The 16596-nt window shown below is 38.9% G+C and carries 14 protein-coding genes; 7 read left to right on the top strand and 7 right to left on the bottom strand.

What is annotated here, in order from left to right; genetic code table 11:
• Nucleotides 1-2 precede the first annotated feature (2 nt).
• The 4 genes from LY11_RS08150 to LY11_RS08135 form a co-directional block, all read right to left on the bottom strand.
• Nucleotides 3-1214, bottom strand: a complete 1212-nt coding sequence (locus LY11_RS08150; RefSeq protein WP_245952654.1) for a formylglycine-generating enzyme family protein — start codon at nt 1212-1214, stop codon at nt 3-5.
• A gap of 129 nt (nt 1215-1343) precedes the next feature.
• Nucleotides 1344-3143, bottom strand: coding sequence for a family 2A encapsulin nanocompartment cargo protein cysteine desulfurase (locus tag LY11_RS08145; RefSeq protein WP_111633218.1), 1800 nt, complete (start codon nt 3141-3143; stop codon nt 1344-1346).
• Nucleotides 3144-3146: 3 nt separating this feature from the next.
• Nucleotides 3147-4073, bottom strand: a complete 927-nt coding sequence (locus tag LY11_RS08140) for a family 2A encapsulin nanocompartment shell protein (protein ID WP_111633217.1) — start codon at nt 4071-4073, stop codon at nt 3147-3149.
• A gap of 196 nt (nt 4074-4269) precedes the next feature.
• A complete protein-coding gene (locus LY11_RS08135) occupies nt 4270-5502 on the bottom strand; it encodes a carboxypeptidase-like regulatory domain-containing protein (RefSeq protein ID WP_111633216.1) in 1233 nt (410 codons plus the stop codon).
• Between the two features lie 157 nt (nt 5503-5659).
• Between LY11_RS08135 and LY11_RS08130 the strand changes: the two genes are divergently transcribed.
• Nucleotides 5660-8107, top strand: a complete 2448-nt coding sequence (locus LY11_RS08130; protein WP_111633215.1) for an outer membrane beta-barrel protein — start codon at nt 5660-5662, stop codon at nt 8105-8107.
• Between the two features lie 78 nt (nt 8108-8185).
• On the opposite strand, the gene LY11_RS08125 is transcribed toward LY11_RS08130, so the two are convergent.
• The 3 genes from LY11_RS08125 to LY11_RS08115 form a co-directional block, all read right to left on the bottom strand.
• Nucleotides 8186-8698 carry a hypothetical protein gene (locus tag LY11_RS08125; RefSeq protein WP_111633214.1) on the bottom strand — a complete coding sequence of 171 codons (513 nt, stop codon included), beginning with the start codon at nt 8696-8698 and terminating at the stop codon, nt 8186-8188.
• Entirely contained in the window at nt 8688-9176 is a 489-nt protein-coding gene (locus LY11_RS08120) for an RNA polymerase sigma factor (RefSeq protein WP_146610815.1), read from the bottom strand. The genes LY11_RS08125 and LY11_RS08120 overlap by 11 nt, the downstream gene beginning before the upstream one ends.
• A 631-nt stretch (nt 9177-9807) precedes the next feature.
• Nucleotides 9808-10059, bottom strand: coding sequence for a hypothetical protein (locus LY11_RS08115; protein WP_111633212.1), 252 nt, complete (start codon nt 10057-10059; stop codon nt 9808-9810).
• A 422-nt stretch (nt 10060-10481) separates the two neighbouring features.
• Here LY11_RS08115 and LY11_RS08110 point away from each other — a divergent pair, with 422 nt between their 5' ends.
• The 6 genes from LY11_RS08110 to LY11_RS08080 all read left to right on the top strand — a co-directional run bounded on the left by LY11_RS08110 (nt 10482) and on the right by LY11_RS08080 (nt 16544).
• Nucleotides 10482-11060 carry an RNA polymerase sigma factor gene (locus LY11_RS08110; protein WP_111633211.1) on the top strand — a complete coding sequence of 193 codons (579 nt, stop codon included), beginning with the start codon at nt 10482-10484 and terminating at the stop codon, nt 11058-11060.
• Nucleotides 11061-11205: 145 nt separating this feature from the next.
• Nucleotides 11206-11772 (top strand): Crp/Fnr family transcriptional regulator, encoded by a 567-nt coding sequence (locus LY11_RS08105; RefSeq protein WP_111633210.1) that lies wholly within the window; start codon nt 11206-11208, stop codon nt 11770-11772.
• A 67-nt stretch (nt 11773-11839) separates the two neighbouring features.
• Complete coding sequence (locus LY11_RS08100) at nt 11840-12421, top strand: NAD(P)H-dependent oxidoreductase (protein ID WP_111633209.1); 582 nt, start codon at nt 11840-11842, stop codon at nt 12419-12421.
• 249 nt (nt 12422-12670) lie between these two features.
• Nucleotides 12671-13588 (top strand): helix-turn-helix domain-containing protein, encoded by a 918-nt coding sequence (locus LY11_RS08090; protein ID WP_111633208.1) that lies wholly within the window; start codon nt 12671-12673, stop codon nt 13586-13588.
• A gap of 92 nt (nt 13589-13680) precedes the next feature.
• Nucleotides 13681-14682 (top strand): aldo/keto reductase, encoded by a 1002-nt coding sequence (locus LY11_RS08085; protein WP_111633207.1) that lies wholly within the window; start codon nt 13681-13683, stop codon nt 14680-14682.
• A 71-nt stretch (nt 14683-14753) separates the two neighbouring features.
• A complete protein-coding gene (locus LY11_RS08080) occupies nt 14754-16544 on the top strand; it encodes a DUF885 domain-containing protein (protein WP_111633206.1) in 1791 nt (596 codons plus the stop codon).
• Nucleotides 16545-16596: the final 52 nt, after the last annotated feature.

Below are 16596 nucleotides of genomic sequence, written 5' to 3'. Positions count from 1 at the left end.
GCTTATAAGGTTTTGACATCCTTTACACAGCGAAAACCGATGTGGTTAGAAGCAGACCGGTAATCTCCTTTTCCCCTCGTTCCTACCATATACCGCGTACAATATTGTTCTGTACATAAGAATGAGCCTCCACGCTGTACTTTCTTTTTAGCCTGAGGTTCGTCGGGATCATAAGAAACAGCGGGGCCTGAAGGATTTTCTGTCGCTATTTGATCAGACAGAGAAGCATAATAATCAGGACGGTACCAATCATTACACCACTCCCATACATTTCCTGCCATATCATATAAACCATAACCATTGGATGGAAAACTTTTTACAGGCGCTATACCCGCATAGCCATCTGCAGCGGTATCTTTATTGGGGAACTCTCCTTCAAATATATTAGCCATCCATTTACCTCCGGGTTTCAGCTCGTTTCCCCAGGCATAAAGTTCACCGGAAAGACCTCCTCTTGCAGCAAATTCCCATTCAGCCTCTGTAGGGAGTCTTTTACCTGCCCATTTAGCATAAGCAGCAGCATCTTCCCAACATACTTGTACAACCGGATAATTGGCTTTCCCTTTTAGATTACTGTTTCTACCTTCGGGATGTTTCCAGTCTGCTCCTTTCAGATAGGACCACCATTGCAAATAGTTGTTTAATGAAACGGCCTCTTTTGGTGGTGTAAATACCAGTGAGCCAGCTACCAGATTTTCAGGTGCCACATCAGGAAATTCTTCTTTCTCCGGTTTTTTCTCAGCTACAGTAATATAACCTGTTGCTTTCACAAATTCTGCAAATTGCTGGTTAGTGACTGGTGCAGTATCCATATAAAAAGCATTGACAACCACGCGGTGCACTGGCCTTGCATCATTCATCACTTCATGACCTCCTGCTTCCATTCCAACAGGGTTTACCCCTCCCATACTGAATTCTCCACCATTAATAAACTTCATTCCGGGTTGCACACTGATTCCTGAAACTGCTTTATGGAAAACCGTTTTTCGAAATTCCTTTCCACCACCTTGCATAAACAGTAAACTATCCGATCGCTTAAATCCTGTTGGCCTGCACATTGCTGCTCCGTTTTCAGGGAAAGATTTCATTTGAACCAAGGCTACTTTTTTCACCTGCATACCTTGTTCTTGTGTTGCTTTAGGATCACTTTTATTTTTACAGGAGAGTAAACATAAAAGTGCAGCTAAAGGAAAAAAACTATAGTTAGCGCTCATCTTCCTGCATCTGTTAAAGTTGTTTTCCAATTATTCTTCCTCATAGTTAATTATTAATGATCAAAGGGTATTCATAAAAAACCGTCTCAAATCATAATTAGAGACGGTTTTTTGAATTAAATATTAAATCTAATGAAAATAAACCTGTTTAGCCGATTTTAATCCGCCAACTACGGCAACTAACGTATCGACCTCAGCACAAGTATTGTAAAATGCTAAGGAAGGCCTGACTGTAGCTTCCAGTCCAAATCTTCTTAAAATAGGCTGTGCACAGTGGTGACCAGAACGAACAGCAATACCTTCACGGCTTAATGCTTCACCAACTTCGGCAGTGGTAAAGCCATCGAGTACAAACGACAGTACGCTGGTTTTATCCGGCGCAGTTCCAACCGGCCTCAGTCCTGGTATTTGTGCCAGTTTATGACTGGCATATTCCAGCAGGTAATGTTCATATTGGTAAATATTATCAATACCAATTTTCTGTACATAATCAATAGCTGCGCCTAAGCCTACAGCATCAGCTATATTTCCTGTTCCTGCTTCAAAACGTGCAGGAGCCTGGTGAAATTGAGTATGTTCAAAAGTGACATCCTGAATCATATTACCTCCACCCTGATAGGGCTGAGTGCTATTCAATAAGTCTTCTTTACCATATAAAATTCCAATACCTGTAGGGCCAAAAACTTTATGTCCGGAGAATACGAACCAGTCTGCATCCAGTGCCTGAACATCTGTACGGATATGAGAAACTGACTGCGCTCCGTCTGCCAGTACTTTTGCTCCGGCTGCATGTGCCATAGCAACAATCTGTTTCGCAGGAGTTATCGTCCCTAAAGCATTGGAAACTAAAGTAAAGGAAACCAATTTCGTCCTTGGATTAAGGAGTTTTGCATATTCATCCAGCAATACCTGCCCGTCATCATCCACCGGGATAACCCGTATTTTCAATCCTTTCTTTTTAGCGAGTAATTGCCAAGGAACAATATTCGCATGGTGTTCCAGATGTGTCAGAATAATTTCATCACCTTGCTGCAAATATTCGTCCCCCCAGCTATTGGCAACCAGGTTAATTGCTTCGGTGGTTCCGCGTACAAATACAATCTCATTTGGAGAACGTGCATTGATAAAACGCTGTACTTTTTGCCTGGCTCCTTCATAAGCATCCGTAGAACGGGCAGCGAGTTCATGTGCAGCACGGTGTATATTAGAGTTCTCATGAGCATAGAAATAGTTCAGCCGGTCAATAACCTGCCGTGGTTTTTGAGTCGTAGCCGCGTTATCGAGCCAGATTAACGGTTTACCATTAACCTGTTCAGAAAGAATAGGAAAATCATTCCTGACAAGATTTACATTAAATGCGGGCTGAGATTTCCCGGTGACTACGCCATTTCCATAACGTCCGCTATTCTGGGTATCTGCTGAGGTGACAAATTGAATTCCCGAAGAAAAATAATAAGAGCTCTCGCTTAAAATTCCCGAAGGATTAAAGGGTAACTGAGCCGAAGGACTGTAGGAACTCACCGATGACAATGCCTTCTGCAATTCTTTTTCATAAGGCTGATCTGCTTCAAATGGTAAAAGAGAGCTATGCTGGAACGGATTATTAGTCTGTTGAGCCGTATTAAAGTTGCCAGAGGGCCCTCCGCTCCCGGCGGTAGATCTTGGAACATGTCCAAGTCCTAATCCATTGGAATCCGGCAGACTTGTTTGCGGATCAGTAAGGTCAATTGCATTGCCCTGGTAAATAGCCGAGGGCGAATGGGTAAATGTGTTTTCCTGAATCTGATTATTGCTATGCGGAAGAAGCTCTGCTGAAGGTACATCTCCTGCATTGTAGTTTCCCGGTAATGCAGAAAAATACGCATTCGCCAGCTTTTCTAAAGCATGCACATCTGGTAATCCTTGCGGATCATTAATTGCATTACTCATAGCTTAATATTTGTATTCGTGATATTTATTGATTTCCACTTCTTCCAGTACCGCGATCGCATCATCTACTAAAACAGCTAATGAGCAATATAAAGAAACCAGGTAAGAGGCAATCGCTTTTTCATTGATTCCCATAAAACGAACGGATAACCCTGGTGATTGTTCACCCGGAAGGTCTGGCTGGTAAAGTCCAACGACTCCCTGACGGCTCTCCCCTGTACGGATCAGCAGAATCTTAGTCTTATTGTTTTCAATGGGTACTTTATCGGAAGGAATTAGCGGAATCCCTCTCCAGGTAATAAATTGGGAGCCAAATAAAGACACCGTCGGTGGTGGAACGCCTCTGCGGGTACATTCACGGCCAAATGCAGCAATAGCAAGCGGATGAAGCAGAAAAAAGCCTGGTTCTTTCCAAACTTTGGTAATCAGCTCATCCAGATCATCAGGAGTTGGTGCGCCACTACGGGTAACTATTCGCTGCGAAGGAACAATGCTATGCAACAGACCGTATTCTTTGTTATTGATCAGCTCACTTTCCTGTCTTTCTTTGATGGCTTCAATGGTCAGTCTTAGCTGCTCGCTGATCTGATTATAAGGTTTGCTGTACAAATCGGAAACCCTTGTATGTACATCAAGGACTGTATTTACAGCACTTAAAAGATATTCACGCGGTTGTTCTACATAATCAACAAAGGTATTGGGTAATACACGTTCGTCTCTGTTAGAGCAGTCCACATCTACAGATTCTCCTTCTTTCACTTTATTGACTCTGTAAATACCTGATTCTACAGGATTCCAGCTTAACAGGTGTGGTAACCATCTTGGTGTAATCCAGGGTGCCTGGGGTACAGTACGTGTTGCGATCGCTAGTGGCCGCGCTGCAACATCATTTAATGCGGTTTGTTGTGTGTTTTTAACTTGTCCTGCCATGTTTTATATAATTAACGGTTTTAGATTTTTCATTTCAAAGGGCTATTGTTTGTTTTTGAAGTAGAAACAGACAATCAGCAAAAACAGATTCCAGAAAGGAAAAGAGCGTTAGCAGGATGAATAGATACATCCCGTTACCAAATATAAAAACATAATCTACTAAACTAGTATACTATTTAAATAAAGATGAAATAACTCAATTGGCTTTGAGTTTTTCTGCAAGTTCTTTAAGCGAATTCGTTGGTTTAATAAAATTATAATCCCCCCAATAGTCATCGTTATAGCTCGTAACGTAATTTTTAAAAACATACCCCTTGGACATCACGTGCTCATAATTACCTTGTGGCGATAAATTAATTTTTGAAATAAACAATTCTGCACGTACAGCTAGTTTACCTTCCAAGTGTTTGTATTTCGCTTTTAAATGATGTACAGAAGAAATTTTATAGAAGTAAGGATACCAATAGTTATTAATTTTAACATACTGCTCACTGAATTCTTCGTTAAGCTTTCGGAAACTATAGCCTAATAAGCTAAATATAGGTTTTGCGATGAATGAAATATCAGCCTTTGCATAAGCGATCCCTTTGGGGCTTAAAGCGACATCAATAGCGACGATCGCATAACTGCTCTTCAAAATCGTCAGCTTACCTTTATATAAGGCCTCTTTAAGGTCATCTTGCTGGTCAAAGTTAATTAAATAGGCTTCTTCACCGTTTACAGCTATAGAACCTGCCAGTTCAAATTTATATTTCTTAAAATAGTTTTTGCCTAAAATACGTGCTGGATTTTTTGCAATATCATTCGAAATGATGTCATAGGGAGCTCCATCTATTGCCATATTAAATGGGTTATTAATTTCCTTCTCCCCTAATTTTTTAAGGTTCCGCTCTTTATTGATTACAATCTTATCTTTTGTGTTATTCTGGTTATAACCTCCGTTGAGAATATTTAAAGAGGCTTCTGCAAAAGAAAGATAGTTTGTATCAACTTTTCCGACTTCCCTGTAAAACCCTTTCATTTCAAATGGACGGGTATCATAATTTTCAGGAATGTTTTTGATAGCCTGACGAATGATGGATTCGGCACTAACTGGCCTGATCACTATTTCTTTTAAACTGACGACCGAAGGCATTAATTGTATTTTCATACTTTGATGTAATCCTGATAAGGGAAGTTTAAGATTTTTATATCCCATATAAGAGATCGTCAATGAATCCTTTTTCATCGCTCCAGCAGGGTACTTCAATAAAAATTCACCGTCTGCATTTGTCATCGTCGCTATCTGTGTGCCGATCTTCAGACTAACATAGGGTAAACTTGTCTTATGCTCATCAACTACAATACCTCCGGCTTCCCGCAGATTTTGCGCAAAAATCGTTTCTATACTAAAAAAAACAAGTGCTATAGTTAGAATTACTTTATTCATTGGGGGGATAAGTTATACTGTTACTTCAAATATGATCTTTTCAGGTCGTTAAATTCTGTTAACCTTTGTTAAACAGTGTTAAATAAGTTTTCTTTCAAACAAAAACACATAGTTTAGAAATACAAATAATTGATAAAAATCACAATTAACGCGTATCATGAAGAAAATAATTACCCTGATGTTCCTTTGTTTTTTAAGAATCACCCTGGTTAATGGACAAACAACAGGAGAAAAGGGTCAGATCGCTGGTCATGTAGCTGACGAAAAGCACCTGCCAGTAATGTACGGCGCAGTCAGTTTGCTCAGTGCAGCAGACTCCATACAAGTTAAATCAGCAATCACAACGGAAAAGGGAGAGTTTAAGTTTCTGAATCTGCTGCCAGGTACTTATTTTATTACTGTGGAATGGGTGGGTTATGAGAAAAAGCTCAATGGGCCTTTTACGATTAGTGCTGAACAGCAATTGTTAAATGTCCCGCAGATTGTAATTTTACCGGATACAAAACAACTTCATACAGTTAACATTATTGGTCAGAAGCCTTTAATAGAGCGGAAAAGTAATGTTTTAATCATGAACGTAGCGAACAGTACTTTAGCTGCTGGCAGTACCGCGCTCGAAATACTTTCCAAAGCACCGGGGCTTTCTATAGATAATGAGGGAAATATTAGCTTGAGAGGCAAACCGGGTGTCAATGTGATGATTGATGGCAAGCTTACCTATTTATCCACGACGCAGCTTACCAATTTACTCCGCACCACTGATGGAAATGCTATTCAGACTATTGAGTTAATGACTAATCCTTCGGCAAAATATGATGCTGCAGGTACTGGCGGGATGATTAATATCAAATTGAAAAAGAATACGAACTATGGTACAAATGGTACGCTGACTGCAGGTGGTGGTTACGGTAGTTACTATAAGTCTAATGCTGGTGTTACTTTAAATCACCGGAGTAAAAATATAAACCTGTTTGGTAATTATAATTTTACTGGCAATAAGGAGTATGAAGACATGAATATTAACCGCAGCACTTCTGCTTTTGATGAAAAGACCTATTTTGACCAGCAGGGCCGCGATCTCTATCTCCGGAAAAATAACAGTTATAAAGCTGGTATTGATTATTACCTGGGGGATAAAAATATAATCGGATTTGCGATGAGCGGTTATAGCAATCATATGAATGCCGACAATAATATCAATACTTTAATTGGCAGCCGTCCCGGCGTAATTGATTCTACGGTGACCGCCGCAAATCTTGGGAAAATTAAATACACCAGTCAAACTTATAATCTTAATTATAAAGCTGTACTGGATACTTCCGGGCAGGAATTAAACGCCGATCTGGATTATTCACGTTTTAATAACGATAATAGTGTTACCTACACTAATAATTTTTATAACGCAGCTGGTGTAATTGCCAAAGCCCCGCTTATTTTTAGAAATATAACCCCTACCCGGGTAAAAATACTGGCAGCTAAAGTAGATTATGTGTATCCTTTTAACCCTAAAATGAAATTGGAGACAGGTGTAAAAGGCAGTTACGTGACTACTGACAATGATTTCCAGTCTGAGGATTTTACAGGTAATAATTGGGTTAACGACCCTGCACAAAGCAACAGGTTTACTTATAAAGAGCAGGTCAGCGCCGCTTATGCGAATTTTCACCGGGAGTTTAAGTCGACCACAATTCAGCTCGGTTTACGTGCCGAACTAACGTACTCGGAAGGAAACTCGGTTACGCTTCAAAATGTAGTTAAAAGGAATTACCTTGATTTGTTCCCAAACTTATCTATTCAGCAGAGTTTATCAAAAGATCATGAAATTGGTTTTTCTTACAGCAGCAGAATCAACAGACCTGATTATCAATCCTTAAATCCATTTATATATTTTTCTGATTTGTATACTTTTTCCAAGGGCAATCCTCAGCTGAAGCCGGAATATGCAAATTCATTTGAGCTTTCTTATGGGTATAAAAAAACGACTAACGTTACTTTCGGGTACATCCATACGAAGGATGTAATGACGACTACGCTTTTAACAGATACGGTAAAAAAAACATTGCTCATTTACGAGCAAAATCTTGCCGCCAGAAGTACAGTGAGTATGAATATTAACAGACCTGTAGCGATTACAGGCTGGTGGAATACAAACAATGACGCTACGCTTTATTACAGCCGCTTTAGTTCTCCTGATTTGTCAGGTGCTCCTTTTAAGAATGGAAAGCTAACGTTCATGATGAATACGACCCAGACTTTTACGCTGAATCCGACAATGAATGCTGAGTTATCAGCAAATTATCAATCTGCACAGGTTTTTGGGACTTATATAGCCAGGCCTGTTTATGGTGTGGATCTGGGGATCAGTAAATCATTTGCCGACAAAAAAGCGACTATAAAATTAGCAGCAAGTGATCTGTTTAATACAAGAAAGATAGTAGTTAAAAGTGCTATTCCTTTGCAGGATTATAACCTTTCTCAAAAACAGGAGAGCAGAATATTCAGGTTAACGTTTTCTTATAATTTTGGAAGCAGCGGTGTGAAGGCGGTGAGGGAAAGATCAAACAGCTCTGAAGGTGAGCAAAACAGAGTGAAATCTGGTAATTAACAACAGCAGCCTGTTAAAATATTAAACGGCCTGCTAATATTAAATTAGCAGGCCGTCTTTTGGGTTTAGCCTAAACAATTAGGGCTGTTGATTATATTTTGCATTTTCATACTTTTCCAATTGTTTTTTCAACTTGATGACTTCTTGCTTTAGCTGACGGTTTTCCAGATAAAAATAAATTGCGAAGCCAAGGAATATTTTTCCAAGGATAAAAACGCCAACGAATAGCCACCTCCATATCTTATGCACACGCATATGACTTGATGAAGCGTCTACCTCAATAAACTGACCGCTTTTACGATGTTCCCCTCCTTTACGGTTTGGCGGTCTTTTTATTGGTATTGCATCATAATCAGGCAATTCTGCCAGTTCATCAAGGTGCTTCTCAATTTTCAACCAGAGATCCGGAGGAGGAGGAATAGACATTTGCTGAGCCATATGTTCCATATCCATTTCCAGATATTGTAAGGCTTCCTGAACTTCCGGATGCTTTGCCTTCAGGAGTAGCAGTTCCTGGGTTTCCGCTTCTGAAGTGGAACCTAATACATAAGCTTCAAGTATTCCGCTCTCGATGTATTCGTTAATTTTCACAACTTTTCCTCATTATAGCGAAAGCCTCTTTTAAAGTCTTCCTGATTGATTCCTCTGTTTTATTTAACTCTTTTGAAATCGCTTCAACCGATTTTCCGTAATAATAAACGTTATAGAATATATGGTGCTGCTCTTCTGTGAAGTGATCAGTATATTGATGCTGAGATTCAGGATTGACCAGGCCCTGGAGCTCCAGATCTTTAAGATCGCTGGCTATCCTGCCGGAATCGGTCAACTGGTTCAATTTATTTTGCGCAAGCCTTTTCAGCTGGCACCAATTATTGGTATCGTCCCAGTCTATCTCATTAAAATGTTGTGCAATGTCACAAAATACTTTCACCAGGTAATCCTCCGCTAGTTTTTGGTTCTTTACAATTTCAAAAATATAGCCTAGCAGCGTACTTGCGTGCTTATCATAGAGACTGCGTATACTTGCTTGTCTATTGGCTACTCGTATTAATGATTCAGTTTCTTGCATGATTATATTTTTGATGTAAGGCATTTGTCCTTATGACTTACTCAAAATCTAATTGTCTTTTGTCTTGTATAAATCTAATTTAAGCAAAAACTATTTGGATCAAAGAAATTTATCTCTTTAAAATAGAATTAAATTTAAAATATATTTTTAGCAGGTAGCTAACAGGCTCAAAAACACATTAAATGGCCATTTTTAAAATTTGAAGGGTAAATTTCTTTCTTAATGCAGGAATGGCTGATTTTCTGATTGGATTTGACATTATAGGCAATATTCAGAAAGCAATGATTAGCAAGGTGCTACGGCCATGTTACCACTTTTTTAGCATTGTAATACAGGAGGATAAAGCATTGTTTTTGTAGAACAGCAAAATTTATGCTTTAAGAGTTTATTAAGAGTGATTTTTATATTTTTTATTGGGAAGACTCAATCAGTTCTATTTTTAATTTTAAAACTTACAGGCATAAAATAATTATGAACGAACGTGTCTTTTAATGCCAGGATAGGTGTAGTTGATTACAAAGAGTATAACTGATTTTTCAAAGGTTAATCTTCTGATATTATTAAATGCTTTTAGCAAAAGAAATAAATTTAACTTTATAATTATCTATCCTCATAAAGTTAAATTTATGAATTAGTCTTTACCATAAACATATTTCTTAGCCCCTATAGGCGATTCTGGTTGCGCTACCGGTGACAATTGAAGACTAGCAATATACTTCCGTATATTAGTAGAAAGTAATTGTGGATTTGACCCTCCATTGAATTCATAAATAGCACATATTTTACTACCATTTATACAAGCTGGTTTAACAATTGCTAAATTATAACTGGAAACTAAAAATGGATCACCAACACCATTATAAGCATACCATGCTCTTGCCATAACAAACGATTCTTTTATCCATCAAAAAGAAATCAAAAAACTTTAATCCCCCACCTACTCTCTTTAAGGTTTTCGGTTTTCCCTTAACTGTCCTTCACATTTAAATCATATACTAATTTACGAAGATATTCCCCTCTTTTTTAGGGTCATAAATCCCTATCTCCTACCTGTCGAAATCACGCCCTGAACTGCTCTTTACTATAGCTCTCCGGAATACTTTTAGAGCTATAAGGAATATCTTTAGAGTCCATAGGAGTACTCCCCATTTTTTATAAAAAAAATAGCCTCCTGCAAGTTACCACCTGAAAAATTTAAATGCTTTTAGCAAAAAAGAAACACAATTAATACCCAAATTATTTTACATAATTAAGTGAAGTATTTAACTTTGATTCATACACTTACAACTAAAAAAGGCTAAATTAATGTTACTAAAACATGTCACTTACAGCTCTTGGAATGATGCACAATTAGTCGCATCAATGACTGCAGGCGATAAGGCTGCTTTCGATGAAATTTATGAGAGGTATTGGAAGAAACTCTACAATGAGAGCTTCAAAAGATTAAGAAATATGGAACAGGTTGAAGAGCTCGTTCAATCAGTTTTCGTAGACCTATGGTCGAAGAAAGAAAGGAAAAGTATTATAAATATTTATGCCTACCTGATCACGGCCGTTCGCTACCAGGTTTATATGCTGTATAAAAAAGGTCAGACGCTCCCACAGTTTGAAGAACCCTTAGAGCATATGGCCCTCTCCGGCTCCGAAGCAGACTCTTTACTCAATGAAAAAGAAATCAGAAACTATATAGCTGTTTGGTTAGCTATGCAGCCTGAAAAGCGCGGAGAAATATTCAGAATGAAATTCATGGAAGAAATGACCACAAGGGAAATCAGTGAAAAGCTTGGCATCAGCCAGAAAACTGTACAAAATCAGGTTTTAACAAGTCATGCCAGCCTAAAACAATTCTTAGAAAGGTTAATGGTCATGATGTCTATCCTGTAATTTCACGAACATCATGTAATTATTTCACGAACACTATTTTATTTTTTTTAAATCATTATTCAGATTTTCATCTTAGCGCTATCCTTAACACACAAAATATTACTACTTTCGGCCTTCATCAACAGGGATAACAGACGCATAGCGTATGATTAATGACTTTTTAAAGAATTTCGGAGTATTGACAACTGCTGAGATCAATGATCTTCAACAGCTCGGTACAATCAGGAACCTCCAGAAAGGGGATTTCTTTATTACTGAAGGCAAGTCATGCAAAGAAGTCGCCTTTATTAAAAGCGGAATATTACGCTCCTTTTTCACCCCTGAATCGGGAGAAGAAATCACTTACTGCATCACTTTCCCCAACACCTTAATGACCGCCTATTCGTCATTTATCACAGCACTTCCTACACTGGAAAACATACAAGCTGTAGCCCCCTGTGAATTATTAATTATACAAAAGGCCGATATTGATCAACTATCGGGTTCCAGTTTAAACTGGGTCACATTCTTCAAAATAATTGCAGAACAGCAATATATAGAGTTGGAAAAACGCTTATTCCTCTTCCAAAAAGAGAAAGCAAAAAAGAGGTATATGGATCTGCTGGAAAATCAGCCAGCCTATATTCAGCAAATCCCCTTACAATACCTCGCCTCCTATCTTGGGATTACACCGAGACATTTGAGCCGCTTAAGAAAAGAGATTGTTTTTTAGACAAATGTCCGGTAGTTAGGATAAACAGCCCGATACCTTTGCCCTGATTATAAAAACACAGGACAAAATGAAGAAGAACATTCTGATCATCAACGGACATCCCAATAAAAAAAGTCTCAATTACGCTTTATCAAATGCCTATCAACAAGGGGCAGTAAAATCTGGTGCACAGGTAGAAGTGATCCATATCGGTGAATTGAATTTCAATCCTAACCTGCAATATGGCTATATGAAAAGGATGGAATTAGAACCAGACCTGCTGGACAGCCTGGAAAAGATAAAAAAAGCAGATCACCTGGTCTGGGTCCATCCGGTTTGGTGGGGAGGTCTGCCTGCAATAATGAAAGGCTTTATCGACCGTTTATTTTTGCCCGGTATCGCTTATCAATATAGGGAAAACTCCGTTTGGTGGGATAAATTACTCATCGGAAAAACTGCCCGGATTATTACGACCATAGACCAGCCAGCCTGGTATTACCGGATGTTTTATGGAAATTCAAGCGTAAATCAATTAAAGAAAAGCACGCTGGAATTTTGTGGGATCCAACCAGTGAAGGTCACTTATATTGGAATCGTAAAAACCGCAGCAGAAAAACAAAGAGCAGAATGGATCGCTAAAGCCTATCAATTAGGTGAAAAACATAAATAATCACCTTTTTTTGAATTATTAAAACGTTATTTTAATTGGACACTTCATTCCAGAAAAGCAGTCAGAATTATAGGGCATCACAATCCGGATTAGCATCAAAGGAGACGCTGAAGAAGAATACCCGGCCATTAAGAAAATTATAGACATCCTGCAAAAACAAAAGATCAATAAGTTTAGCTTACTGACCAGTCAGGAATAAATATTATTTGATATTTTGAATATTTCCGTTTGATTTTTATAAATTACATCATGAAGTCAATTGAAAGTGTTCAGGAGTTCTATACCCGTGTACCTTCAGCAAATCCATTAGGTTTAACTCTGGATAATGCAGGAGCCGGTCATTTTAACGTGTTTTCCAGAGCAAATTGTTCGCCAATAACTCCCTACAGCAGAAGGGATTTTTATAAAGTATCTTTAATTATTGGTACAGGTAAAATACATTATGCTGATAAGTGGATCTATATAGACAGGCCAGCCCTGCTCTTTTCCAATCCGATCATTCCATATTCGTGGGAAGCAGAATCAACCTTACAAGAAGGCTGGTTCTGCCTTTTTACGGAAGCTTTTATACAAACAGGAGAATATAAAGAGTCTTTACAAGATTCGCCTTTGTTTAGTATTGGCAGCAATCCTGTATTTTTCATTGATGAAATCCAGCAAAAGGAAATATCAGAGCTGTTTATCAAGATGACCAAAGAAATCACCTCAGATTATTTACACAGATATGGTTTACTGCGAAATTACCTGCATCTGATTATCCATGAGGCCATGAAAATGAATCCAACAGAGAGTTTCGAGAAACACATTAATGCATCTTCAAGGATTACATCACTGTTTATGGAGCTTCTGGAAAGACAATTCCCCATTGACACCCACCATCTGTCTCTGAAATTAAAAACTGCAAATGATTATGCAAGGAGCCTTTCTATTCATGTGAATCACCTGAACCGTTCCGTAAAAGAGCATACAGGAAAAACAACAACGGATCATATTGCGGCAAGAATAACCAGGGAAGCGAGGGCCTTGCTTCAGCATACAGACTGGAATATTTCAGAAATTGCCTATGGTCTTGGATTTGAATACCCAGCTTACTTTACTAATTTCTTTAAAAAGAATACTGGTATTTCTCCGATCGAGGTCCGGCAAACTACATTCTCCCCGACATAAGCTTATAGTTTGATTATTATAACCATCTGTTTGAATACTATAACTCAGCACCTGCGCTGCAGGTTAACTTTGTACTATCAAATCTGATCATTATGAAATATAGAAATTTAGGAACAACTAAAGAAAAGCTATCGGCCGTAGGACTTGGCTGTATGGGAATGAGTTTTGCATACGGTCCGGGTGATGATACTGAAAGTATTGCTACTTTACATAAAGCCCTTGATCTTGGGGTAAACTTCTGGGATACTGCAGATGTATATGGCAATGGAATAAATGAGGAACTGATTTCCAAAGTATTAACCACAAACAGAGATAAGATATTTATTGCCACCAAATTCGGATTTCGCTTTCAGGATGATATTGCTGGTCCCAGCAATACCAATGGAACTTATTTTGATGGTTCACCAGCATGGATGAAAATTGCGGTAGAAAAAAGTCTGAAAAGATTAAAAATAGATACTATAGATTTATACTATGTACACCGTGTTGATCCTAATATCCCGATTGAAGAAACTGTGGGCGCAATGGCCGAACTCGTAAAAGAAGGAAAGGTACGTTACCTGGGCCTGAGTGAGGCTTCTCCGGCTTCTATCCGTAAAGCACATGCAGTGCATCCTATAGCAGCTTTACAAAGTGAATATTCCTTACTGACCAGGGATGTGGAAAGTGAAATACTAAGTACGGTCAGAGAATTGGGTATCTCGCTGATCCCTTATTCGCCACTGGCGAGAGGCCTGGTGACTAACACATTAGATATAAATTCGCTATCAGACAATGACTTCAGGAAATCATTACCACGTTATCAGCAAGCTAACCTGGATAACAATGCCAAACTGATTAGCGGGTTCGCTGCAATAGCACAGGATAAAAACTGTACTCCGGCACAACTTGCACTTGCGTGGGTACTGGCACAGGGCGAAGATATTATTCCTATTCCTGGCACTAAAAAAAGAAAGTATTTAGAGGAAAATGCAGGCTCCGTTGATATTGAATTATCAGCAACTGATTTAAAGACTATCGACGAGCTTATCACACGTTTTCCGGTGAGTGGTGACCGCTATAATGAAGGGGCAATGAAAATGGTGAACAATTAATTTTTGCCTGGTTGTATTATATGTGATATTTTCTTCCGATAATGGGTTGAAATTCTTTTTACCACTATCATATGAATAAACCACAGACACTAATTTATGGATTAAGCGTATGTTTATTTGCTGCAATCCCCTTTGCAGCAAATTCACAGACAAAAATATCCCCCGACAAAACATGGGTGCTTCAATCGAATAAATACACAGAAGAACTCATCAACCTGGACAAAAAATATACACCTGAATATGGCTCTTCCCAGGGTTTATCGGCATATGATACACTGATCGTTGTGCCTACCCTTGCCAATGAACTGGCAGAAAGAAAAGAGGGAGAACTACTGGCTGCAAAATATAAAGCCGCTTTAAAGACAGAAAACAACCTTCCGGTTAAACAGGATTTGAATATACTGATCTCACACTTAACAATGGGATTCAAGAATCAGGATTTTGAAACTCAAAGAAAGATACCTTTTTTAAATGCTGCCAGCACTATTTATGAAGGCTTGCAAATTCTACTGGATGACCAGACACCTGAGCCAAGACGTGCAGCTGCAATTATCCGTTTACAGAAATATGCGGGTCTTGCACCCGGCTATCAGCCATTAACTTCCATCCTGAAAGAACGTGTTTTACACCAGATGAAGGGTAAGGACATGATTTATCCTGCAAGGCAGCAAATGGAAATTACCCTGTCACGCAATGCCAGTATTATAGAGGGTATCGCAGAATTATTTAAGAAATACAAGCTTACAGGATGGGAAAAACCATATGCTGTACTTAAAAAACAAGTTGCGGAATACGATCTGTGGACACGTCAGCAAATACTGCCTAAAGCCAGGAAAGATTTCAGGCTGACCGGTCAGGAATATGCTTTACAACTCGAAGAGTACGGCGTTGATATTGCGCCTGATCAATTGGCAAAAATTGCACATCAGGCTTTTCTGGAAATTCAGCAGGAAATGAAACCTATTGCCGCGCAGGTAGCTAAACAAAGAAACTGGCCTTCTTCAGACTATCGCGATGTAATCCGTAATCTTAAAAAAGAACAAATATTAGGTGATTCTATCATTCCTGTTTATGAAAGGCATCTGAAAGATATAGAAACTATCATCCGTGAACATCAGTTGATAACTTTACCTTCACGCCCTGCTATTATTCGCCTGGCAAGCACTGCTGAAACAGCACGTTCACCTGCCCCTCATATGGTTCCTCCGCCATTTTTGAATAATACGGGTCAGCGTGGTGTATTTGTGTTGCCATTGAATATGCCCCCTGCACCAGGCGAAAAAGTGAGTGATAAATATGATGATTTCACCTTTGAAGCCGCTTCCTGGACATTGATTGCACATGAAGCGCGCCCGGGTCATGAGTTACAATTTGACAAAATGGTAGAAGAAGGAGTTTCTCAGGCGCGTAGTTTATACGCTTTTAATTCTACCAATGCTGAAGGATGGGGCTTATATGCGGAATATATGATCAGACCTTATATGCCTCTTGAAGGTCAGCTGGTTTCTTTGGACTATAGATTATTGAGAGCTGCCCGCGCTTTCCTGGACCCGGAAGTGCAATCGGGGAAAATCACTCCGCAAGACGTTAAAAAGGTATTGATGGAAGATGTTGTACAATCATCTGCAATGGCGCAACAAGAGGTAGAGCGTTATACCATTAAAGCTCCCGGGCAGGCAAACAGTTATTTTTATGGTTTCACAAAAATGATTGCTTTAAGAAAAGATACGGAAGATGCTTTGGGAACAAAGTTCAATGCACTTCGTTTTCATGATTTCATTTTGTCACAAGGTTTACTTCCTCCTGCATTGATCAGAGAGGCCGTATTAACGGATTTTATACCTGCAGAAAAAAAGCTTTAATAAAATACAATGGGATGTTAAGTTTAATATCCCATTGTATTTTTAGCTAATT

This window comes from Pedobacter cryoconitis (genome assembly GCF_003259615.1).
Taxonomy (GTDB): Bacteria; Bacteroidota; Bacteroidia; order Sphingobacteriales; family Sphingobacteriaceae; genus Pedobacter; species Pedobacter cryoconitis.
Note: the sequence above shows the minus strand (reverse complement) of the source record. Positions and strands in the feature narration are given on the sequence as shown.